At 42.6% G+C, this 21,208-nt stretch carries 24 protein-coding genes; 1 reads left to right on the forward strand and 23 read right to left on the reverse strand.

Annotated features, from left to right (window positions below; genetic code table 11):
• Positions 1–98 precede the first annotated feature (98 nt).
• The 23 genes from HZA08_00630 to HZA08_00740 form a co-directional block, all read right to left on the reverse strand.
• Complete coding sequence (locus HZA08_00630) at positions 99–1,103, reverse strand: hypothetical protein (GenBank protein ID MBI5191930.1); 1,005 nt, start codon at positions 1,101–1,103, stop codon at positions 99–101.
• Positions 1,104–1,166: 63 nt separating this feature from the next.
• Positions 1,167–1,454 carry a hypothetical protein gene (locus tag HZA08_00635; GenBank protein MBI5191931.1) on the reverse strand — a complete coding sequence of 96 codons (288 nt, stop codon included), beginning with the start codon at positions 1,452–1,454 and terminating at the stop codon, positions 1,167–1,169.
• The gene (locus HZA08_00640; protein MBI5191932.1) at positions 1,447–2,079 is read right to left on the reverse strand and encodes a hypothetical protein; all 633 of its coding nucleotides are present in this window, start codon (positions 2,077–2,079) and stop codon (positions 1,447–1,449) included. Before HZA08_00640 ends, HZA08_00635 begins: the two co-directional genes overlap by 8 nt.
• A 214-nt stretch (positions 2,080–2,293) precedes the next feature.
• Positions 2,294–2,572 carry a hypothetical protein gene (locus tag HZA08_00645; GenBank protein ID MBI5191933.1) on the reverse strand — a complete coding sequence of 93 codons (279 nt, stop codon included), beginning with the start codon at positions 2,570–2,572 and terminating at the stop codon, positions 2,294–2,296.
• Positions 2,573–2,718: 146 nt separating this feature from the next.
• Positions 2,719–3,066, reverse strand: coding sequence for a nucleotidyltransferase domain-containing protein (locus HZA08_00650; protein MBI5191934.1), 348 nt, complete (start codon positions 3,064–3,066; stop codon positions 2,719–2,721).
• A 59-nt stretch (positions 3,067–3,125) separates the two neighbouring features.
• Positions 3,126–4,565 carry an NADH-quinone oxidoreductase subunit N gene (locus tag HZA08_00655; protein ID MBI5191935.1) on the reverse strand — a complete coding sequence of 480 codons (1,440 nt, stop codon included), beginning with the start codon at positions 4,563–4,565 and terminating at the stop codon, positions 3,126–3,128.
• A gap of 170 nt (positions 4,566–4,735) precedes the next feature.
• Positions 4,736–6,244, reverse strand: coding sequence for an NADH-quinone oxidoreductase subunit M (locus HZA08_00660; protein ID MBI5191936.1), 1,509 nt, complete (start codon positions 6,242–6,244; stop codon positions 4,736–4,738).
• Positions 6,245–6,251: 7 nt separating this feature from the next.
• Entirely contained in the window at positions 6,252–8,015 is a 1,764-nt protein-coding gene (locus HZA08_00665) for a Na(+)/H(+) antiporter subunit D (protein ID MBI5191937.1), read from the reverse strand.
• Positions 8,016–8,158: 143 nt separating this feature from the next.
• Positions 8,159–8,407 carry a hypothetical protein gene (locus HZA08_00670; protein ID MBI5191938.1) on the reverse strand — a complete coding sequence of 83 codons (249 nt, stop codon included), beginning with the start codon at positions 8,405–8,407 and terminating at the stop codon, positions 8,159–8,161.
• Complete coding sequence (locus tag HZA08_00675; protein MBI5191939.1) at positions 8,404–8,550, reverse strand: hypothetical protein; 147 nt, start codon at positions 8,548–8,550, stop codon at positions 8,404–8,406. The genes HZA08_00670 and HZA08_00675 overlap by 4 nt, the downstream gene beginning before the upstream one ends.
• Before the next feature lie 144 nt (positions 8,551–8,694).
• The gene (locus tag HZA08_00680; GenBank protein ID MBI5191940.1) at positions 8,695–10,194 is read right to left on the reverse strand and encodes a monovalent cation/H+ antiporter subunit D family protein; all 1,500 of its coding nucleotides are present in this window, start codon (positions 10,192–10,194) and stop codon (positions 8,695–8,697) included.
• A 4-nt stretch (positions 10,195–10,198) separates the two neighbouring features.
• On the reverse strand, positions 10,199–10,501 hold the full coding sequence (gene nuoK / locus HZA08_00685) for an NADH-quinone oxidoreductase subunit NuoK (protein MBI5191941.1): 303 nt from the start codon (positions 10,499–10,501) through the stop codon (positions 10,199–10,201).
• Positions 10,501–11,001 (reverse strand): NADH-quinone oxidoreductase subunit J, encoded by a 501-nt coding sequence (locus HZA08_00690; GenBank protein MBI5191942.1) that lies wholly within the window; start codon positions 10,999–11,001, stop codon positions 10,501–10,503. Before HZA08_00690 ends, nuoK begins: the two co-directional genes overlap by 1 nt.
• 135 nt (positions 11,002–11,136) lie before the next feature.
• Positions 11,137–11,706: an NADH-quinone oxidoreductase subunit I gene (locus HZA08_00695; GenBank protein ID MBI5191943.1), complete on the reverse strand. Its 570-nt coding sequence runs from the start codon at positions 11,704–11,706 to the stop codon at positions 11,137–11,139.
• Between the two features lies 1 nt (position 11,707).
• On the reverse strand, positions 11,708–12,703 hold the full coding sequence (nuoH, locus tag HZA08_00700; protein MBI5191944.1) for an NADH-quinone oxidoreductase subunit NuoH: 996 nt from the start codon (positions 12,701–12,703) through the stop codon (positions 11,708–11,710).
• 164 nt (positions 12,704–12,867) lie between these two features.
• The gene (locus tag HZA08_00705) at positions 12,868–13,338 is read right to left on the reverse strand and encodes a cyclic nucleotide-binding domain-containing protein (GenBank protein ID MBI5191945.1); all 471 of its coding nucleotides are present in this window, start codon (positions 13,336–13,338) and stop codon (positions 12,868–12,870) included.
• A 43-nt stretch (positions 13,339–13,381) separates the two neighbouring features.
• On the reverse strand, positions 13,382–15,907 hold the full coding sequence (nuoG, locus tag HZA08_00710; protein ID MBI5191946.1) for an NADH-quinone oxidoreductase subunit NuoG: 2,526 nt from the start codon (positions 15,905–15,907) through the stop codon (positions 13,382–13,384).
• A 50-nt stretch (positions 15,908–15,957) separates the two neighbouring features.
• Entirely contained in the window at positions 15,958–17,226 is a 1,269-nt protein-coding gene (gene nuoF / locus HZA08_00715; GenBank protein ID MBI5191947.1) for an NADH-quinone oxidoreductase subunit NuoF, read from the reverse strand.
• Positions 17,227–17,241: 15 nt separating this feature from the next.
• Positions 17,242–17,706: an NADH-quinone oxidoreductase subunit NuoE gene (gene nuoE / locus HZA08_00720; GenBank protein ID MBI5191948.1), complete on the reverse strand. Its 465-nt coding sequence runs from the start codon at positions 17,704–17,706 to the stop codon at positions 17,242–17,244.
• 109 nt (positions 17,707–17,815) lie between these two features.
• Positions 17,816–19,024, reverse strand: a complete 1,209-nt coding sequence (gene nuoD / locus HZA08_00725) for an NADH dehydrogenase (quinone) subunit D (protein MBI5191949.1) — start codon at positions 19,022–19,024, stop codon at positions 17,816–17,818.
• A gap of 70 nt (positions 19,025–19,094) precedes the next feature.
• Positions 19,095–19,622, reverse strand: a complete 528-nt coding sequence (locus HZA08_00730) for an NADH-quinone oxidoreductase subunit C (GenBank protein MBI5191950.1) — start codon at positions 19,620–19,622, stop codon at positions 19,095–19,097.
• A 133-nt stretch (positions 19,623–19,755) separates the two neighbouring features.
• Positions 19,756–20,235, reverse strand: a complete 480-nt coding sequence (gene nuoB, locus HZA08_00735) for an NADH-quinone oxidoreductase subunit NuoB (protein ID MBI5191951.1) — start codon at positions 20,233–20,235, stop codon at positions 19,756–19,758.
• Positions 20,226–20,585 carry an NADH-quinone oxidoreductase subunit A gene (locus HZA08_00740; protein MBI5191952.1) on the reverse strand — a complete coding sequence of 120 codons (360 nt, stop codon included), beginning with the start codon at positions 20,583–20,585 and terminating at the stop codon, positions 20,226–20,228. The genes nuoB and HZA08_00740 overlap by 10 nt, the downstream gene beginning before the upstream one ends.
• A 263-nt stretch (positions 20,586–20,848) precedes the next feature.
• Here HZA08_00740 and rpsT point away from each other — a divergent pair, with 263 nt between their 5' ends.
• Positions 20,849–21,118 carry a 30S ribosomal protein S20 gene (gene rpsT / locus HZA08_00745; GenBank protein MBI5191953.1) on the forward strand — a complete coding sequence of 90 codons (270 nt, stop codon included), beginning with the start codon at positions 20,849–20,851 and terminating at the stop codon, positions 21,116–21,118.
• Positions 21,119–21,208: the final 90 nt, after the last annotated feature.

The following is a 21,208-nucleotide window of genomic DNA, read 5'->3' on the forward strand; positions in this document are numbered from 1 at the left end:
ACATGACCCTCGATCCCTTCAAACTTCTCTTCCCTTCAGGGACTTCACCGCCATCAAACCTATAGTACATACAACCCCCATAATATTGGAAAGGAGGCTTACCCCACGACCGGGTTCCCACGCCTCACTGAAGGGTTACCACTACTACCTCCAGTACCATAACCGGCACCTGGGCCTTCACCCAGGCCACCGAGAATTTCCCTCATTACTTTTGACATAAAATTATTTTTCCAATCATTGAGGACTTTATTAATCTCAAATAAGGTCTCAATATTTTTTGCACGTACTTCTTTCTTTTCCTTTTCCTCGATTTTTTCAGCAAGTGTGTCTATCTGTCCCCCTATCCATTTCCTAAGTGCCTTAGTCTTGATATTTTCAACAAGTATACTCCTATCATTTTTTACACAGTCGTCATCAAGATCTTCAAGCATAGGGCAATAGCACTCACCATAAATAAATTCTGCTGGCGATAAACGGTTAACATATCCAAGTTCCTGTATCTTATATGAAGCTATTACTCCTATCTCACCAATAATATCAATGCGATTTAAGTCTCCAAGACGACTATTTCTTGAAAGTGGTTCAGTAGATGTGTAAAGGACAAGTTTCCCCTGATGATATTTTTCGTCTGCAAATATCACTGTTTCTGTATCTCCATCTTCTTCCCAAATAATAGTTTGAGGGACTGGAATCTCTATCGGACTCTCAAATTCTGGCATTGGTGGGATTTCCTCAGGAAGGAGATGAAGGTTAAGTATATTATCATTGTAAATAACAGAAATAGGTTTATATTTCAGTATCAACCTTGCTTTGTGATAAATTTTAAATTTATCACAAAGTTTTTCCAAATTAAATTTCCTTCTATTTATATTATGTGGACGTATCCCTCTTGCCACTGTAAATCCAATAGTTCCACTCAAAATATCTTTCCTTACATTTGGAGGAAAATCCATGTCATGTATTTCTGCAAATCTCATTGCATCATCAGGACTAACATTTTTATCCTTAAAACCTTTTGCAAAACCATACCGGCGGTTTGTATTAAACCCAAAAATATTAAGTCTACCATCCCTGTATGTTATAAAGTATGATTGCTCAAACATTTGTCTCATGTAAAACTTACCACCATTTCCATGGCCGCCGAATACTCTCTTACCGGTTCCTCTTTAAGCAGCTTCAGGATCGCCCCACCGTTTTAGTGCATTATCTATATCATCTGAAGTCATTCCTACGAAGTCTATGCATTCAAATATAACCTCATCCTTGTCATTAAACCTAAATATAATATAACTCTCCTCATCCTCTCTCCCCGACCTAAGGTAGGCATCAGCAGAGTTTTTAAGCCATTCGGAAAGGCCTTTTTCGTGAATGAATTTAAACTCGTTGCCAATGATATCAAGTAAGTGGTCATCTATTATATTTTTCTCTTCTATTATTTCTAATACTTCACTCATGTTTTTTCCTCCTTGGATAACCTATTGATGATTTTGCTATTATGACATTCTTGAAACGCTCAAAAAGATAATTGTGCAAGTCAACAATTATTTTATATTCATTGTTCATTTCAACAGCATCAATAACATCTTTAATTGTTTTAATGCGTGATCTGAAATCTGTTCTTTCGGTCTTAACAGTTGTTCCAAGATAAGAAAAAAAATCAGTGTCAACTACTTGGTCTTTTTTATCTGCAACGAACAACTGAAATGCATCAGTATTTTTTATTCTATCAATCTCGTTCATCATATCTCGACTTAATTTCTGAGATGAATTATCAGGAATATAAGTTTGTGTATTTATAAGTTGCTGGGCTAACGTCAAACCCTTTTCAGTTAACGTGACGAATTTATTGTGAATCTGTATGAAACCATTCTTACGAAGACTGTATAAAGGTCTCTGAGTAGAATCTCCTGTATCTGGATATTGAGGATATCCCCTTAAATGAAAATCACCTGGATATTTTTTGAATGCTTTTACGAATATGTCTTCATATTTCAAAGTATTTTGCTCTCCAGATGACATCTTGTAAATAACAATAAGTAATTTATTCCCTTTTGAGAGTTTTGTTTCTCTTTTTTCCAAAGTTTAAACCTCTCCCTTTTTAGTGGAAAGAAACTTATCTTTCGTCAACCTCAACAGTTTTCCAATGTTCATATCGCAAAGCTATTATTGGGCTGAGATGTCTATCGACATACGGTATTGCCAAACGAATCGGTGTAACAACGAAAACTATTGCTATCAATCCTTCCAGCAGTATTGCCAAATGAATCCGTATAACTTCGCTATCTAATGCCACCTATAGCTCCTGTTGTATTTCTGAAGGAATCGGTATATGTTCGAAATCGTTCCCTACCGAACTTTCCAGTAGTATTACCGAAAGAGTCAGTATAGCTACTATAGTGTTTTCCATCAATACTACCGCTTGTATTATCAAAGGAATCTGTGTTGCAGTAGGTGGAATACCCCTGGTAATTACAACATCGGTCTCAAGGTACTGGACAACGGGGTTATGAATGGCCTGGATGGTGATAACAGTTTTCACGGCATACAGGGAAATCAAAAAATTGAGCCTCATCTTACTCTCCAAAATCTAAAGCGTCAAGAAGATTTTATTTGTTTTTTGGGGGTTTTTCAAGGGGCATCAGCGGTGGGTATGTGTGAGATTTTCCTATTTTGACCGTTTTGTCGGTTTCGCATAAGAAATCTTTATCCCTTCGTTTCTTAGACATAGATCAGGCTCTTTTCAACGTCCTCAGCAATATGCTTATATCTTGGTTTATTAAAACTTTTTCTATAGCACTCAAAAGTAGCAATATCTACTCTTTTCCCTAATTTCTCCTCGAGTCTGTCTGCAAGTTCTATGAAATCAAGCCCTATAGACTTTTTAAGGTATATAAGAATATCTACGTCACTTTTTCCTCTTTGTTTTCCTTTTGCAAAAGACCCGAAAATAGCTATCTTTTCTACGCCATACCTTTCCTTCAGAAACGGCAGATCCTTTCTAAGGATTTTGATTACATGTTCCTTTGTAAGTGTTGTTTTCAATATATACCTCTTTTGCAGGCTCATAATTTTTATGCATAGATATTTCAAGATTTAATCTTCACGGCATAATATATCTATCCGCTTCAGCTATGAAAAATAGCGGTCTTTGCCATTTCGAGGAACCATGCGGGGAGGATGCCGATGACTATGGTGCCGATAACTGCGATGGCGAGGGCAAGGCTGTTTGGGAGTGAGCGGGCAAGGTCAAATTCACGGACCGGCTCTTTCATGTATACCAGCATAACGATGCGGATATAGAAGTATGCAGATACGGCACTGAACATGACGGCGATTACAGCAAGGGGGACAAAGCCGCTCTTTATCAGTGCCATGAAGATGTAGAATTTTCCTACAAAACCGGCGGTAGGCGGGATGCCGGCAAGAGAGAAAAGGAAGATCAGCATGAGGAATGCTGCAAGTTTATTGGACTTTGAGAGACCGGAATAATCTTCAATAGCCTCTCCCTTAAAATCACCTTTCCTAAGCATGATAATAACGCCGAATATACCCATATTCATAAACGTGTAAATAAGCATGTACAGCATAACACTTGCAATCCCATCCGGCCCGCCTGCAACAAGACCGAGCATTGCATAACCGGCATGGGCAATACTTGAATATGCCAACATCCTCTTGATGTTGGTTTGTGAAAGTGCAAGGAGACTGCCGGTTGCCATAGTTAAGATCGCAAGCCCGGAAACAATGTATACCCAGTTTGCAGATACCGGCCCCAACGCCTCTAAGAATACACGGAGGATAACTGCAAAGGATGCTGCCTTTGGACCGACTGACATGAATGCAGTAATGGATGTCGGTGCACCCTCATACACATCAGGCGCCCACATGTGGAATGGGACAGCGGCTACTTTAAATCCGAATCCTCCAATCAGGAAGATTAATGCAAGTACAAGACCTGTGTCTGAAGTCCCGTTCTTTGCTAATACTGCGGCTATGTCAGCCAACTGGGTCGTCCCGGTAATACCATATAAGAGAGAGATACCATACAGGAGTATGCCGGAAGAAAAGGCCCCAAGAATAACATACTTCATTGCAGCCTCATTGGAACGTCTCCTGTGCTGAAGAAAACCTGTAAGAATATATATTGACAACGCCATAAGCTCAAGTCCGACGTAAATACTCAACAGGTCAGTGGAGGACGCCATTATCATCATCCCGCTTAATGCAAACAACATCAGGATATAGTATTCACCATGCTCTACCTGTTCAATCTTTATGTAATTTATTGACATGAGGATTGCGAGGAAGGTCGAAAGATAAAAGACCATCTTGAAGAATGTGGCATAAGAATCTACAACAAACATCCTGTCGAAGATGGAGACTGAATTGCCTGCGATTAACCATGTGCTTATTCCTGCAACTATGACAACAAGCAAAGATAAATATCCGATAACACTCTTCTGGTTCTTGTCCAGCAAGAGGTCAAGAAGGATTAGCAGTGATGCGCCGGCAAGGACTATTATCTCCGGCATACTGAATATTATGTTTATCATTTCAAACTTCATTCGTTATCCCAGTTACTACCAATGCTCACCCTCCCCCTAACCCCCTCCCGTCAAGGGAGGGGGATTCTTTATTTATTGCCTAACACCATCCCAACAAAGTAGGGGGATGGTTTTAGGTGTTTCTCCTTATTTCTTACTTCTAACTTCTTACTTCTTGCCTCTGTTTTCTGCTACTTAATCGCTGCGATATTACTGCTCACAGCATTCATCTGATCAAGCAGGTGGCCTACTGACACGTGCATAATATCTAAAAATGGTTTTGAGTTCAATCCTATCCAGAATACGAAAATTGCCAGGCCGACCATGGCAATTATTTCTCTGCCTCCGATATCATGGGCCTCTTTAATGTGGTGATTTGTAATCTCACCGATTGCAAATTTTCTATACATACTAAGAAGGTATACAGCGCCCATAACAGCGCCTATTATTGAGATTGCCGCAATAATACTGTTATATCTGAATGTGCCTGCCAGCACCATAATCTCCCCGATAAATCCATTTGTCCCAGGTATGGCAAGTGATGAAAGCATAAATATGGTAAAGAAAAAGGTGTAAATCGGCACTGCCTTGGAAAGGCCGCCATAGTCGGACAATTCCCTTGTATGTGTCCTCTCATATATAACACCGATACACAGGAACAGTGCGCTTGTGGATATTCCGTGATTAAACATCTGCATGATGCCGCCTTCAATACCCATTGTGTTATATACAAACAGTCCGAGTGTTACAAAACCCATGTGGCTTACACTTGAGTAGGCAACTAGTTTTTTGATGTCCGTTTGTGCAAGTGCAAGGAACCCGCCATAAACTATACCGACAACAGAGAGTATCAATATTGGTGTTGCAAAATATTTAGACGCATCAGGGAACATGGGCATCGGAAATCTTAACATACCATAAGTCCCCATCTTCAATAAGACACCCGCAAGGATAATACTTCCGGCTGTCGGGGCCTGAACGTGGGCATCAGGCAGCCACGTATGGAACGGGAACATCGGTACCTTGATTGCAAATGCAATGAAGAATGCAAGGAATACCCATATCTGAATATTCATTGCATATTTCTGACTCATAAGCGCCATAATATCGAAAGTCTGTCCGCCTGTAAAATAGAGGACAATAATACCGATCAGCATGAAGATACTACCGGCAAGCGTATAAAGAAAAAACTTGATTGCCGCATATATCCTGTCCTTGCCGCCCCATACCCCAATAATAAGGTACATTGGGATAAGCATTGCCTCCCAGAAAAGGTAGAATAGGAAAAAGTCCAGGGCACAGAAGACCCCTATCATGGCAGTCTGCATAACAAGGATGGCTATCATAAACTCCTTGACCTTTTTATCAATAGCCTTCCATGATGCAAGCACACATATCCATCCAAGCAGGGCCGCAAGAAAAACAAACAGTACACTTATGCCGTCTATGCCCAGATGATATGTAATATTCCATGATGGAATCCATAGATAATGTTCCACAAACTGCATCTGGTAAGTTGTCCTGTCAAAGTTGAGGACAAGCGGGATTGCAATCAGGAAATCAACTACTGTAAAGATTAGTGCTATCCACCGGGCTGCTGTTGCGTTCTTAACAAACAAAAGAATAGCGGCACCGATAAGCGGTACAAATGTTACAAGCGATAAGATTGGATAACCCGTACAGTTATGAACCGCATCAATCACTACGTCAACCTCCGATAAGAGAATAGATTAGTATAATTATTACAATACCCACTGCCATCCCGACTGCATAATGCTGAACAAGCCCGGTCTGCACCCTTCTGACAAATGCACTAAGATTTAATATAAATGCAGCTACGCTGTTTACAATCCAGTCCACTACATTCCTGTCAATCCAGAGTCCGACACGGGAGAGTTTAAAAATAGCGGGTAATATCCCTGTGTTTGATACATCCGTAATAAAAAGTTCATATACCCCTATTGGTTTCCTTGCAACCCACATGAACACCATTGTGCCTTTTCTCAAGAACCAGTCTGTATCAAGACTGATAACATGATGCGGGGTAAGCTTCTTCAACATCACCCAGAAGCCGAGGGCCGTAAACATCAGGATACCGAGTGTGCTTGTTATATGATCCCCTGTATATGCCTCGAATTCAATCGGGAAAGGGAGGACACTGTAAAACAGTCCCGGGAATGAACCTATTGCAATGCAGAGTATTGCCGCAATTCCCATGGCAATGAGCATATTAACAGGAGGCTCTTTGGCCTCGATCTTTTTATCCTTACCAAAAAACATAAAATAGGGAATTTTAAGTGTAGTTGAAACAAACGTACCTGCCGAGACCATAAGCAGGAGCAATACTAATATAGGCATGTGGTGATGATTGGCCGCTCCAAGTATCATGGATTTGCTTATGTATCCTGCAAACAGAGGGAATGCAGATATGGAGAAGCCTCCAATCATATACAGTATCAGGGTAACAGGCATGGTCTTATGCAGACCTCCAAGGTCCGAGAGTTTATGTTTCCCTGTCATCTGGATAACTGCTCCTGCCCCCATAAAGAGGATCCCCTTATAAAGGATATTATTGATCGCATGTGCAGCAGCACCATTCATAGCCAGGTCCGTTCCAAGCCCGATACCAACCACCATATAACCTAACTGGCTTATAATATGATAAGACAGCAGTTTACGGAAATCATTTTGCAGTGTAGCGAAACTGACACCATATATAGCCATTATAGTTCCAAATATAATTAATATCTCTGTCCCTGAATAAGCCCTTAACAATACATATACAGCTACCTTAGTAGTAAAGGCCGACATGAATACTGAACCTGTAATAGTGGCCTCAGGATAGGCATCCGGCAGCCATGTGTGGAGCGGCGGCATTCCTGCGTTAATCAGAAATCCTATCAGGATCATATAGAAGCCGAGACTGGCGTCATGATGAATAGGTCCAAAAAGGAATGAACCGGTGTCGGAATAATGTAATAGTATACCGGCAAGCAGGCATACACCGCTGAATACATGGATGAGGATATACCTGTAACCTGCATTGTATGATTCCTTCCTTTTTCTGGCAAAGACCAGATAGACTGAGGCAAAGGCCATAATCTCCCAGAAGACAAAGAGGGAGAAATAATCACCTGCAAAAATTACCCCGAGAGAGCTTCCTATATATAACCATGCGGCTACATGCTGACCGTCATCTTCTACATGAATCGCGTAGATCATTCCGATGAACGACATAATGGTAAATATGTATGCAAAGATCAGACTGAGCTTGTCTATCTTGCCGAATATCAGGTCATAACCGAGGAATTTATATACGCCGTAAGTCCCTGGAGTTATTGAAACAACCATTGCAAAGGCCACTACAGGTATCAATAAGAGATACGCCTTCTGAACCTTCCCCTTCAGGAAAGGTATAAGGAATGCACCGGCTATAAACAGTATGGATGGGTGTAACCACCACTCAGTCATTATATCCCCTAACTACCCGAACGGGTTCATAAAAAGCTCCAAATGCAAGGCGAGCAAATCCTGAGAAATGAGGCGTACTTGCAGCTACGCCGCAATGACGAAGGATGCAGCTCAACGCCGCAGTTGGACTTTTTAGGAATCCGTCAGTCATTATAGTAGTCCTCTTTTTTGTACAGCCATATAGCCCCGATAAATTTCACAATAAATATCAGAAAGACACAGGATACAAAACCGTAAAAGGCGCTCCATCCGGGCGTCTTATCCCACCATGTCTCAGCATGGTGCCGCTCTACCAGAAAATCCGCTGCAAAAACTACTGCGAGGCTGATATAAAACACAATCTTTATTTTATTCCAGTTTGCAGGGTCACCTATATAATTTATTATCTTCATCCGAAAATCACCTCCGGCGGGGTTGGAAAACCCCGCCTATCCCTTTCTACGAGGATAGGCGGGACTTTCTTGTCCCGCTGATTTTCATGGCCCTTTGTGAACCCTGGTTCATGTGGGTTCATCCAAAAATCTCCATAGCTCACCCCCACCCTGACCCTCCCCCCTCAAGGGGGAGGGGACTTTCGTTATTCACACCTCATCAAGGGAGGGGGAATCTCAACTTTAAACTTTCATCTTTCAACTTCCTTCTTGCTTCTTACCTCTTGCTTCTGCTCACTGCTCACTCATTATTTTATAACCTCTCTCGCAAGACTAAGGAAGTACTCCGGGTATAATCCTATTGCAACTGAGATGATCGCTGTAATTACCAAAGGTATGGCAACCATCGGTATCTCTTTAATCTCTTCATGATGTCCATGACTGTCGCCATGATGTTCATTTGCTGAATGATGCTCTTTAGGTTTTTCAAAAAATGCCTTGAATGTTATTGGTAAAAAATACGCTGCATTTAACACTGAACTGACGAGGAGGACTATCAGGATAGGAATCTCTTTTGCCTCAACCGCACCCATCACAAGGTACCATTTGGTTATAAAGCCTGCAACAGGCGGGATACCGATCATGCTCAGGGATGCGATAAAGAAGGCCGTCATTGTCCACGGGAGTTTCCGCCCGATACCTGACAGTTGACTGATCTCAGTTTTATGTGCAGCACAGTAAATCGAACCTGCACAGAAGAAGAGTGTAATCTTGGAAAAGGCATGGTTTGCGATATGTACAATACCACCCACCATACTGCTCGGTGTAAGAAGAACAGCCCCAAGGATAACATAAGAGAGCTGACTGACGGTTGAATATGCAAGCCTTCTCTTCAGGTTGTCCTGAGTAAGTGCATAAACCGAGGCCATAACTATCGTAAATGAAACCACATAAGCAGTCGGAATCCCAAGATGCAGTTTGGTGAGAAGGCCGGTTCCAAATACATTGAAGACAACCCTGAGCACACAGAAGACACCCATCTTCACCACTGCCACTGCATGGAGCAGTGCGCTGACCGGTGTAGGTGCAACCATTGCCGCAGGAAGCCATGCATGGAACGGCATAATGGCTGCCTTAGAGAAACCAATCATGAAACATATAAATATTATTGTCAGAAGCACAGGTGATGCATGCACATTCTCCAGCATACCGTGCTGTGTAAAATCCAGGTTTCCCAACACATAATAGGTCAGTGCTATTGCGGCAAGCAGGAAGGTCTTTGACGTACCTACTAAATAAACAACATATTTTTTACTCCCATCCCATGAATCTTTATTTTCTTTGTGATAGACAAGAGGGTATGTTGCAAGGCTTAATATCTCATAGAATACAACCAGTGTAAAAAGATTCCCTGAGAAGGCGCCGCCCACAGCCGCAAAAATACTTGTGGCAAATGAACCGAAAAACCTGGTGTGTGCATGTTCTTTAGCACTCCGCATATATCCTACAGAATATACTGAGGCCAGTATCCATAGGAACGACGATATCGTAGCAAAGACCATGCTCAGTGCATCAACATGGAATTTAAAGTCAACCCCCGGAAGTGTGTGAAATAGTGTGAACTCTAAATTTTCCCCGGACAAAATTGCCGGCGCCATTGAAATGACTATTGAGAAGGTTATGATGGCTGCAACGAATGCAGTAACATCCCTGAGGTTCGGTATCTTATTAAATGCAAATATAAGTCCAATGGTTACGAATGGAACACTAAGTGCAAGTATCGGCGTTATAGACTGAACAGTCTCCAACCATCTACCCTTTCATTATCTGAATATCATCTACATTAATGGCGGCCTTATTACGCACAAGCGCAATCAGGATGCCGAGTGCCACAGCCACCTCAGCAGCAGCAATAGCTATAACAAAAATCGAAAAAATCTGTCCGCGAAGATTCTGGTGAAAATAGGAAAACGCCACCATATTAATATTTACTGAATTCAATATCAGCTCCACTGACATAAGGACTATCAGGATATTTCTCCGTAATAGTACCCCGCCCAACCCTATAACAAAGAGTATTGAGCTTAGTATTATGTACCATGACAATGGAACCATTATCTCAATTCCTTTCTACCCAACACTATAGCCCCTAACAGGGCTACAAGCAGAATAAATGAGACTACCTCAAACGGCAGTATGTATTTGCTGAAAAGGGCCTCACCGACCTCCTTCACGCTGCCGTCAAGCCTGATAGGAGACGACACGACTATTGAAGATATTTTGCTCTTTGAGACAATAAGAACCATCTCAATTATCAGCACAACGAGTATTGCAACCGGCCAGAAATGACCGCCCGGCACAAATCTATCCATACTGGCCTTCCGGATATCGAGCATCATTATCACAAACAGGAACAACACCAATACCGCACCTACATACACAAATATCTGAACCGCAGCAAGAAACGGAGAGCGAAGCAGTACAAAAAGGGCTGCCATCTGAATAAAACAGACAAGTAAAGAAATAACGCTGTGCACAGGGTTTTTAAATGACACAACTGCCATTGCCGACACCACCGCTAATATTGCAAATATAAAGAAAAAAATCTGCTCAATCATTTATTCACCATTCACCTGAAAATAACCCCATCCCCACCCTAACCCTCCCCTTGAAGGGGAGGGAATAAACATAGCCCCTCTATTCTTTCTTCCTAATCACTAACCACTAATCACTATTCACTGTCTTTAAACCTACCACCATCTTTTCTGCGTACTTAAATCCGGAACAACCTTTATCCCTTTATCATCTGCCTCAAGCCTTGCCTTTACAATTACACCGCCTTCAATTTCAACAGGGATCGGCTGAGGATTCAGCAATTCCTCTTTTGTGCGTATCTGTCTCAGCATGGAATAGCTTGCAAGCTCATATTCCCTTCCAAGCTTGAGTGCCTCAGTAGGACAGGCATCCTCACATAACCCGCAATACATACAGCGGAGAAGATTAATCTCCCATCTGTATCCGATCCTGTCTGATATACCTTTTCCTGTCTTATCCTCTCCCGGAATTACTGTGATACACTGGGTAGGACATGCCTTCTGACATAACTCACACCCGACACATAACTCCTTACCCTCTTTGTTCTTATTCAAGGTATGCAATCCCCTGAATCTCTGATAGGGTATCCACTTTTCCTCATCAGGGTATCTGAGTGTTATGGTCTTTGAAAATGTATATGGGAAAGTTATAGTCAATCCCTGTATAAGGTCAATCAAAAAGACCTTTTTAAGAAAGCGTTTTAATATGCCGGTATTATCGCTCATATCACCACTTCACTACGGCCAATCCTGTTATTAATATATTCACCAGAGACAGAGGTAACAGTATCTTCCATCCAATATTCATAAGCTGGTCATAGCGATACCTCGGATAAGTGAACCTTGTCCACATAAATACATAAATTAAAAATAGTACCTTGAGTACAAACCATATTATTCCCGGAATAGGAATAAATGAAGGTCCATCCCAGCCTCCAAAATACAGCACCACCATAAGAACAGACATGGAGACCATTGCTACATATTCTGTCAGCATAAAGAATGCAAATCTCATTGAACTATATTCTGCATGATAACCCGCACCAAGGGTGCCCTCGTCTTCCGGAAGGTCAAATGGTATGCGGTTTATCTCAGCAAGTCCGCCGATGAAAAATATTATAAATCCCAATGGCTGATAGAATACGTTCCAGTGCCACCCTGCCTGTGATTTTACAATATCTACCAGACTGAGGGAGTTTACCACCATTACCACACCTATACAGGAAAAACTCAAAGCAAGCTCATAACTGATCATCTGTGCTGAGGAACGGAGGCCGCCCAACATTGCATATTTGCTGTTCGATGCCCATCCGCCGAGGATTATGCCGTATACACTGAGACCTGCAATTGCAAGGACATACAATATCCCGACATTCATGTCAGCGATATACATGGTAATCTCTTTATTGATAAACGGGATAGTAAACTTGTCGCCGAACGGGACAGTTGCAAACACTGCAAACACAGGGATCATGCCCACCACAGGGGCGATTTTAAACAGCCACACATCCGCCTTTGCCGGAACAACATCTTCCTTAAAGAAGAGTTTTACCATATCAGCAAAGGGCTGAAGTAACCCGTGAGGGCCGACCCTCATAGGTCCAAGTCGTACCTGAATATGGCCTGCTACCTTACGCTCCATATATGTCAATGGAAGCGGAAGGGTAAAAACCACCAGCGTAATAACTACAACCTTTATGATTATTATCAGCACTTCTAACATAAGTTCCCCGAGTTCATCTTAATATCAACCCCATCCCCACCCTAACCCTCCCCTTGAAGGGGAGGGAATATCTTCTTCTTGATTTATGTCTTTACTATTCACTATTCACTGTTCACTGTTTTTCTTCTTACTTCTATCTTCTAACTTCTGCTCACTGCTTATACTTACCTTCTTCTCCCCCACATATAGTCAATCATTTCAGAGTATCTTGCATTCATTCCCCTAACAATTGAATGGATGCTGAATACGATATTTTTTAGTAACTTATAAATAAGCCGAGGATGATTATCTATGAGTGATTCAAAATCACCCTTATCAAGTACATAAGCCTTTGTGTCTGCGATTGCTACGATTGTTGCTGAACGGGGCCTGCCGTCAAGGAAAGACATGGTACCGAATATTTCGCCATCTTTATGAAGGGTCAGGGTAAGCAGGTCACCCTGTGGGGTGGATTTGCACGCCTTTACCTCTCCCCTCTTTATTATATAAAGGGAAGCCCCGTCTTCCCCTTCTTTGAATATGGTGGTGCCGAGTGGAAAATCCTGTTCTCTTAATACATTGGCTAAAGTCTCTTTATCCTGGTCATTCAGCTCTGATAAAAAACTTATGTCACGAAGCAACTTTGGGTCAATCATTTTACCCTCCTGTGGTACAGGACTTCATTATCTTCCCGACTTCCTAACTAGCCTTAACTACCTTAACCCTTGGGAAACCCTCTCCCTTTGTGAAAAACATATTCACGCGCACATCATTAAAGTTCTCCGGTATGAATACCACTCCCCTTATGGAGTTCTCATTAGTGCGTACAGTTAATGCTGCCTCATAACGACTGCTCCTGACCTTCACCTTATCCCCTTTGCTGAGGCCAAGCTCCAGCGCATCCTCCCTGTTCATTTCTACTATTGCCTCAGACAGAATATCCCTTAATACCTCAGACCTCTGCGACAGCCTTCCTGAATGATACAGATTGTTACCGGTAATGAGTGTGAACGGATACTCCGGATCAGTTGAGTGAGCAGTAAGCAGTAAGCTGTCAGCAGAAGGAGTCCTTTTACTGCTAACTGCTAACTGTTTACTGCTTACTGCTGTTTTTGTTAATTCCCCATTTCCATTCAGACTGCCGAAAGAAATTTCCCCATACATCGGTACAACAGATTTTATTTCATCGAATACATCATTTAATGATTTATAGTAAAAAGATGAGTCCATAGCTTCAGCGAGGGATGAAATAATTTGCCAGTCTTCCCTTGCATCACCCTGCGGTTCAATCAGTCTATTTAATCTCTGTACCCTTCCCTCCTGATTTGTAAATGTGCCTTCCTTCTCAGCAAAACTTGCACCAGGGAGGACAACATTAGCCATTCTTGCCGTCTCTGTCATGAATATATCCTGCACTACAAGGAATTTAAGTTTGCGAAGAGACTCTCTTACCATTTTTCCATCAGGAAAATTAGAGAGCACATCTTCCCCTGCAATATACATGGCTGTTATCTCTTCTTTATAAGCAGCATCAATCATATCTTCAGAACCCATGCCGTTGCTCTCAAAGAATTTATAACCGGGCAGAATGTCGGGATGCACCCCCATATCCAGTGCGCCCCTCTGATTTGCCCTATCGAAAAGTGGGAAGAGTTTAACACTCTTTCCAACAACCTTCAATACATTTATTAATACATTTAAGTATTGAAGCTGTGAAGGTGTTCTCCATACATCATTTCCTACAGCAATAGTAATAGAATTGGATGTCAAAAGCGTACTTGATGCAGATTCAATACTTGCCCAGTCAACCCCGGTTATATTGGATACTGCTTCTTTTGTAATACCTTTTACATCCTCTGCACCATAAACTTCTTTGACCTTATCAACATTCCTGTCATAAATAATCCGGGAAATCCCTGCAAGTAGGGTCTCTTCAGTGCCCGGGCGCAGTCTTATGGAAAGAGAAGCAGAGCTGTCAAGCTTCATCCCCCGTGGAGATGCAATGATAATATTCATCCTCCGGTTGCTTGATATGCGTCTGATAATATAATCAGTAACAGGTACCTCATCAGAAATATGAGAACCTATAACAAATAAGGAATCCGTATTAAGTGCATCGTATATGGAGAATCCTCCGTTATCCAGACCCATAATTTCTGCGTAAGCCTTTACAGTGCCGGAATTCCACCTACTGCCTGAATCAACATTGTTTGTCTTTAACACATATCTCATAAATTTCTGGAAGAGATACAGTTCTTCATTGGAAAGCCGTGCTGATGCTATACCTCCAAGAATCCCATTGTTATTTGATGCCTCTGTCAGGCCGTCCCTCACCGCCTTTATAGCCTCATTCCATGTGACAGGCTCAAGTACGTTACCCCTTTTTACCATAGGGGTTACAAGCCTTTCATGGCTGCTGATGAAGGAGAAACCATACCGCCCGCGGGCACACAATGTTTCATTATTTATTCCCTGGTCAGGCTTTGAAATAACCCTCAACACCTCGCCGTTCCTTGACTGCACTGTCATCTGACAACCTGTACCGCAGTAAGTACAAACAGTATCCACCCCTTTTAAATCCCATGGTCTCGACTTGTATCTGAAAGACCTGCTCATCAGTGAGCCGACAGGGCACACCTCAATACAATTTCCGCAGTGGTCGCAGTCCAAATATTCACGGACAAAACTTGTCTCAGCAGTCTTAGCCCCGCGGTCTATAGAGCCGAGAACACCGGCGCCTACAACCTCAGCACAAATTCTTACGCATCTCTTGCACTGAATACACCTGTTTGAATTCTGTACAATAACAGGGCTTAATATATAATCCTCTTCGTGGAATCTCCTCTTATTTTCACTGAATGGGCTGTGCCTCGGCCCGAACTTGTATGTAACATCCTGAAGTTCACACTCTGCACCTTTATCACATACAGGGCAATCAAGAGGGTGATTCGCAAGAAGCAGTTCAATCATCGCCGACCTTGCAGATTTAACAACAGGCGACTCGGTTAGTACCTCCATATTATGCATTACCGGAGTCACACAGGATGGCTGGAGCTTCTTCTGCCCTACTATCTCCACAAGGCAAACCCTGCATGATGCCAGCTTACTGAGCCTTGCATGGTAACACATCGTAGGTATCTCATACCCCGCAGCCTTCGCCGCCTCAAGGATAAGAGTCCCATCATCCACTGTAATTTCTTTTCCGTTTATTTTTATTGTTGCCATAGTTTCTTTCTTGCTTCTTACTTCTTGCTTCTAACTTCTGTTTGCCTATGCTACCTGCCGCCTACCATGCACCTCTTATGAGTCACATGGTATTCAAACTCGTTTCTAAAGTGATTTATAGCACCCCTCAGGGCCATTACAGCGCCATCTCCGAGGGGACAGAATGTCCGTCCAAAAATATCAACGCATAGCTTGAGTATCAGGTCAATATCCCCTTGCTCTCCCTCACCGCCCTCTACCCTTCTCAATACCTTAACTAACCAGTCAAGCCCTTCCCTGCATGGTGTACATTTGCCGCAGGATTCATGATGAAAAAACTCATGAGTCCTGAGGGCTGCCTTTACAATACAGTAAGAGTCATCTATAACAACAATCGCACCGCTTCCAAGCATTGAACCCTTTGCTGCCAGTGATTCAAAGTCCATTGGTATATCAAGGTCAGGCTCAATAAGCATAGGCGCTGACACACCTCCGGGTATAACAGCCTTTAATGTCTTTCCCGCTCTCATACCGCCGGCGTGGTCATAAATAATCTCTCTGAGAGGCGTACCCATCGGCAGTTCATAAAGTCCGGGTTTGTTGACATTCCCGCTGATACCGTAAATCTTAGGTCCTGGACTCTTTGCAGGTCCGATTGCAGCAAACCATGCGGCCCCGTTATTTATTATGTGAGGGACACATGCTAAGGTCTCTACGTTATTGATTACAGTAGGCTTTCCAAATAACCCAACCTGGGCAGGAAAAGGGGGCTTAATTCTTGGCAAGGCACGGCGTCCTTCTATGGATTCAAGGAGTGCGGTTTCCTCTCCGCATATATATGCGCCTGCCCCCCTGTGAACATACATATTAAGGCTGAATTTACTGCCGAGTATATTTTTACCGAGGTACCCCTTTGCATTTGCCTCTGAAATGGCATCTTCAAGCCTCTGTGCACCGAGTGCAAACTCACCACGAATATATATGTAGGAATTTGCAGCGCCGATGGCATAACATGCTATTGCCATACCTTCTATAAGCTCATGTGGGTCATACTCTATAATAGCCCGGTCTTTAAAAGTCCCAGGTTCTCCCTCATCAGCATTACAGCACAGATACTTGGCAATAGTGGGGTCTTTGGTAATAAAACTCCACTTTAGACCGGTAGGAAACCCTGCGCCGCCCCTGCCCCTTAAACCGGAATCCTTTACTGTCTGAATTATAGAATCAGGATTCATTTCAAGGGCCTTTTTAAGCGCCTCATAGCCACCGTTTTTAATATAAGTGTCTATCTTATATGATTCAGGTGTATTAATATTTTTCAGTAGTACAGGTTCAAACATAAAATAAATCAGATATCAGCGTAAGCCGTTTAATATCTCCTCTACCTTACTCTCTGTAAGGTTCTCGTAATAATTATCATTAATCTGCATCATCGGGGCAGTCCCGCATGAACCAAGACATTCAACTGCTGAGAGAGTAAACTTCTTGTCAGAAGTAGTCTCCTTAGTTTTTATCCCAAGTCTCCTTGAAAGGAAATCCATCAGATGTTCAGCACCAAGTAATGAACAGGCTATGTTCGTACAAACCTGAATATGGTATTTACCGACAGGTTTTTTATTGTACATCGTATAAAAGGTGGCAACCTCAAACACAAGGACGGGCCTTACTCCGAGTATCCTCGCAACATCCCTCATCCCTTCTTCTGTAACATAACCATGCTCCCTCTGAACAACAGAAAGGGCAGGCATTATAGCAGACCGTTTCGTCGCATACTTTGAAGTCAGTTCACTTATCTCTTTAACCGAATTTTCTGAAAGCATATTTTATCCTTCTTACTTTTTTCCTCTGTTTCCATCTAACTTCTTACTTCTAACCTCTTGCCTTTACCTTCAGTCTTCAGTCTTCAGCCTATAACCCATTACCTATTCTTTACTTATCCACTTCCCCAAAAACAGGGTCCAAACTCGATATAACTGCAACCACATCTGCAAAGTACAAGCCTCGTGACAACGGGTCAACACTCTGAAGATTAACAAAAGACGGTGCCCTGATTTTTACCCTGAAGGGTTTCTCAGTCCCATCGCTCTTTATATAATAACCAATCTCACCCTTGGGTGCTTCAATAGATGTATAAACCTCACCGACAGGGGGCTTGAACCCATGTGCAATCAATTTAAAATGATGTATGAGTGCCTCCATGTTTGTTGTAATATCCTTCCTTGAAGGTGCAACAAACTCAGGGACATCGGCATTTACCGGCCCCTCAGGCAACTGATCAAGCGCCTGTTCAACAATCCTTGCCGCCTGCCTCATCTCTTCAACCCTGCACATATAGCGGTCAAAGCAGTCCCCGTTCTCACCGACAGGAACCTTAAAATCAAATCTGTCATATACAAGATACGGCTCATCTTTTCTTATATCCCATGAAACTCCGGAACCTCTTAGGGAAGGCCCGGTAAGTCCCAGATTAATAGCATCTTCTGCCGACACAATCCCGATACCTTTATTCCTCTGTAACCAGATCCTGTTTCCTGTAAGAAGTCCTTCGTATTCATCTACACGTTTTGGAAAGAGACGCACAAACTCCCTGCACCTTTCCTTAAACCCGGGAGGAAGGTCGCCCCGTACGCCGCCAATCTTCATATAATTGTATGTCAGCCGCGCACCGCAGAGCATCTCAAACAGGTCCATAATCATCTCTCGTTCTCTGAAGGCATAAAGGACCAGGGTTATTGCCCCCAGATCAAGCCCCCATGCACCGACAGCGAGCAGATGACTGGAGATACGCGACAACTCTGATGCAATTACCCTGACATACTTTCCCCTCTCAGGAATTTCAATCCCGATCAGTTTCTCCACTGCCATGACATAACCAAGGTTGTTTGTCATACTGCTGAGATAATCAAGCCTGTCTGTGTATGGAACAAACTGTGGATACAAAAGATTTTCTGCTATCTTTTCCATGCCTCGATGCAGAAAACCAATATCAGGCTCTGCCTTTACAACCTTCTCACCCTGCAGATGCAGTATGAGATGCATAACCCCGTGTGTAGACGGATGCTGAGGCCCCATATTAAGGGTAACCTCCCTCGTCATCAAATCCGTATCGCCATTCTCTATTGGAATAATTTCAGCCATGTTTAAGTTTCCTGCATTTTCTTACTTCTTGCTTCTTGCATCTAAATTCTTACTTCTAATTTCTTGCTTCTTACTTCTTCTCCACTCCAAACGGATTATATTCATCTTTATATCCTACAAGCGGATAATCCTTTCTAAGCGGATACCCTTCCCAATCCTGCGGCAGATAAATACGCTTCATATTCGGGTGTCCGTCAAAGACAATGCCGAACATATCAAAGGTCTCCCGCTCTGCAAAATCAGCGCTCCTCCATACTGATGTAACTGTGGGCACTGTCTCATTCTCCTTAACCCTTACTTTTAATCTGATCCGCATCTTAAAAGGAATAGAGTACAAATGATAAACTACCTCAAAACATGAGAGCGTTGCACGGCTGTCAACACCGAGCACATCCGATAAAAAGTTAAACTGCATATCATTTTCACGTTTCACAAAGCTGCACACATCTGCAATAACATCCTTCTCTACTACATGAGTCACTTCACCCCTGAAGACAGATGTCTCAAGTATAGACCTGCCGAACCTTCCCTTTAATTTTGTAACAAGGGTTGAATATTTTTGCGAAGATATTTCTTTTTCCAAGTCTTTCTCATCCATAATATTTACTCGAAAATCCTCTCCGGCGGGGTTGGAAAACCCCGCCTATCCAGCAAAAAAATTGAGGATAGGCGGGACATTCTTGTCCCGCTGATTTTCATGGCCCTTTGTGAGCCCCCCGGCTCATGGCAGTTCAGCTCTTAAACCTCATCAATACTGAAGGGTTCTCCCGTTTTATCTTCTCCTGTAACTGCAGGAAACCATACATCAGTGCCTCAGGTCTCGGCGGACATCCTGGTATATAAACATCCACAGGAACCACAAGGTCTGTACCCTGTACCACACTGTAAGTATTGAACGGCCCCCCTGCAGATGCACATCCGCCCATTGCAATTACCCATCTTGGTTCCGGCATCTGTGCATACAATCTTTTCACTGCAGGCGCCATCTTCTTGGTCATTGTGCCTGCAACTATCATAACATCCGATTGACGCGGCGAAGGCCTGAAGACTAATCCAAAGCGGTCTGTGTCATACCTTGAACATCCTGCGGCTATCATCTCTATTGCACAACAGGCAAGACCGAATGTCATAGGCCAGAGTGAGGACTGCCTGCCCCAGTTCACAATATTATCAATTGTAGTAAAGATTACATTCCCGTCTCTTACGTCCATTCAAGAGCCCCCTTCTTCCATGCATAAACAAGCCCGATTACAAGTATGGCAACGAATATAAACATTTCTACAAAGGCAAAGAGGCCGGTGCTTCTCAAAACAACAGCCCATGGAAATAAGAAGAGAGTTTCTACGTCAAAGACAAGGAAAAGAATTGCAACAATAAAAAAGTGCACCCTGAAATGCCCTGTATCAGCATTACCAAAAGGCTCCATGCCGCACTCCCATGGAGTATGCTTTTCAGAGTTTGCCCTTTTTGAACTTATTAGCGAGTTTATTGCAAATACCATAAATGCAATAAAACCCACAAATCCTATAATAATTAAGACAGGGAAATAAGTGAGCAGCATAATTTTTAATACCCCCCCCGACTTGGTAAGGTATCACATTAAAGAAAGATTTTTTATTTGTCAAGGGGTTAATCAAAGTTTTTTTTATTGCGATTCAGACACTAACATGATAAACAGCCGATCCGCCCCCGCATGTTGTGAAATGACTAAAGTATAAAGCAGTTCAAGCACGGCATGAATCCATTCAAAAGATAAATTTGACAGACTACTATATTTCATGTTAAAAGATATGTCCATAATTGATATAAAAAAGGAGAAGTAAATTGGCAACACACAAATCGGCAATAAAGAGGGCAAGACAATCAGAGAAGAGAAAGTTAAGGAACAAGGCCGCAATGTCAACTATGAAGACATTGATAAAGAAAGTTCAAACCGCTATTGAGGGTAAAAATACTCAGGATGCCGGTGTGAATCTGAAAGAGGCTACGTCGTATATTGATAAGATAGCAGATAAAGGGATTATCCATAAAAACAGGGCAAGCAGGATCGTATCAAGGTTGAATGCCAGGATTAATAAGGCTGCTGCTCAATAAGGTACCTCCGGCGGGGTAAGAAAACCCCGCCTATCCAGACATATTTCCCAGACATATTTCTCATATTTCTAAGGATAGGTGGGACATTCT

This window comes from Nitrospirota bacterium (genome assembly GCA_016212215.1).
Classification (GTDB): Bacteria; Nitrospirota; 9FT-COMBO-42-15; order HDB-SIOI813; family HDB-SIOI813; genus JACRGV01.

What these genes read in the sequence shown, in the direction of transcription:
- HZA08_00655 (MBI5191935.1), bottom strand. Translation starts at nt 4,565, where the DNA reads ATGAAGTTTGAAATGATAAACATAATATTCAGTATGCCGGAGATAATA.
- HZA08_00630 (MBI5191930.1), bottom strand. Translation starts at nt 1,103, where the DNA reads ATGTTTGAGCAATCATACTTTATAACATACAGGGATGGTAGACTTAAT.
- HZA08_00645 (MBI5191933.1), bottom strand. Translation starts at nt 2,572, where the DNA reads ATGAGGCTCAATTTTTTGATTTCCCTGTATGCCGTGAAAACTGTTATC.
- nuoG (MBI5191946.1), bottom strand. Translation starts at nt 15,907, where the DNA reads ATGGCAACAATAAAAATAAACGGAAAAGAAATTACAGTGGATGATGGG.
- HZA08_00740 (MBI5191952.1), bottom strand. Translation starts at nt 20,585, where the DNA reads ATGCTGCTCACTTATTTCCCTGTCTTAATTATTATAGGATTTGTGGGT.
- HZA08_00635 (MBI5191931.1), bottom strand. Translation starts at nt 1,454, where the DNA reads ATGAGTGAAGTATTAGAAATAATAGAAGAGAAAAATATAATAGATGAC.
- HZA08_00705 (MBI5191945.1), bottom strand. Translation starts at nt 13,338, where the DNA reads ATGATTGACCCAAAGTTGCTTCGTGACATAAGTTTTTTATCAGAGCTG.
- nuoK (MBI5191941.1), bottom strand. Translation starts at nt 10,501, where the DNA reads ATGGTTCCATTGTCATGGTACATAATACTAAGCTCAATACTCTTTGTT.
- HZA08_00665 (MBI5191937.1), bottom strand. Translation starts at nt 8,015, where the DNA reads ATGACTGAGTGGTGGTTACACCCATCCATACTGTTTATAGCCGGTGCA.
- nuoE (MBI5191948.1), bottom strand. Translation starts at nt 17,706, where the DNA reads ATGCTTTCAGAAAATTCGGTTAAAGAGATAAGTGAACTGACTTCAAAG.
- HZA08_00695 (MBI5191943.1), bottom strand. Translation starts at nt 11,706, where the DNA reads ATGAGCGATAATACCGGCATATTAAAACGCTTTCTTAAAAAGGTCTTT.
- nuoD (MBI5191949.1), bottom strand. Translation starts at nt 19,024, where the DNA reads ATGGCTGAAATTATTCCAATAGAGAATGGCGATACGGATTTGATGACG.
- HZA08_00650 (MBI5191934.1), bottom strand. Translation starts at nt 3,066, where the DNA reads ATGAGCCTGCAAAAGAGGTATATATTGAAAACAACACTTACAAAGGAA.
- nuoH (MBI5191944.1), bottom strand. Translation starts at nt 12,703, where the DNA reads ATGTTAGAAGTGCTGATAATAATCATAAAGGTTGTAGTTATTACGCTG.
- HZA08_00670 (MBI5191938.1), bottom strand. Translation starts at nt 8,407, where the DNA reads ATGAAGATAATAAATTATATAGGTGACCCTGCAAACTGGAATAAAATA.
- nuoF (MBI5191947.1), bottom strand. Translation starts at nt 17,226, where the DNA reads ATGTTTGAACCTGTACTACTGAAAAATATTAATACACCTGAATCATAT.
- HZA08_00730 (MBI5191950.1), bottom strand. Translation starts at nt 19,622, where the DNA reads ATGGATGAGAAAGACTTGGAAAAAGAAATATCTTCGCAAAAATATTCA.
- nuoB (MBI5191951.1), bottom strand. Translation starts at nt 20,235, where the DNA reads ATGGACGTAAGAGACGGGAATGTAATCTTTACTACAATTGATAATATT.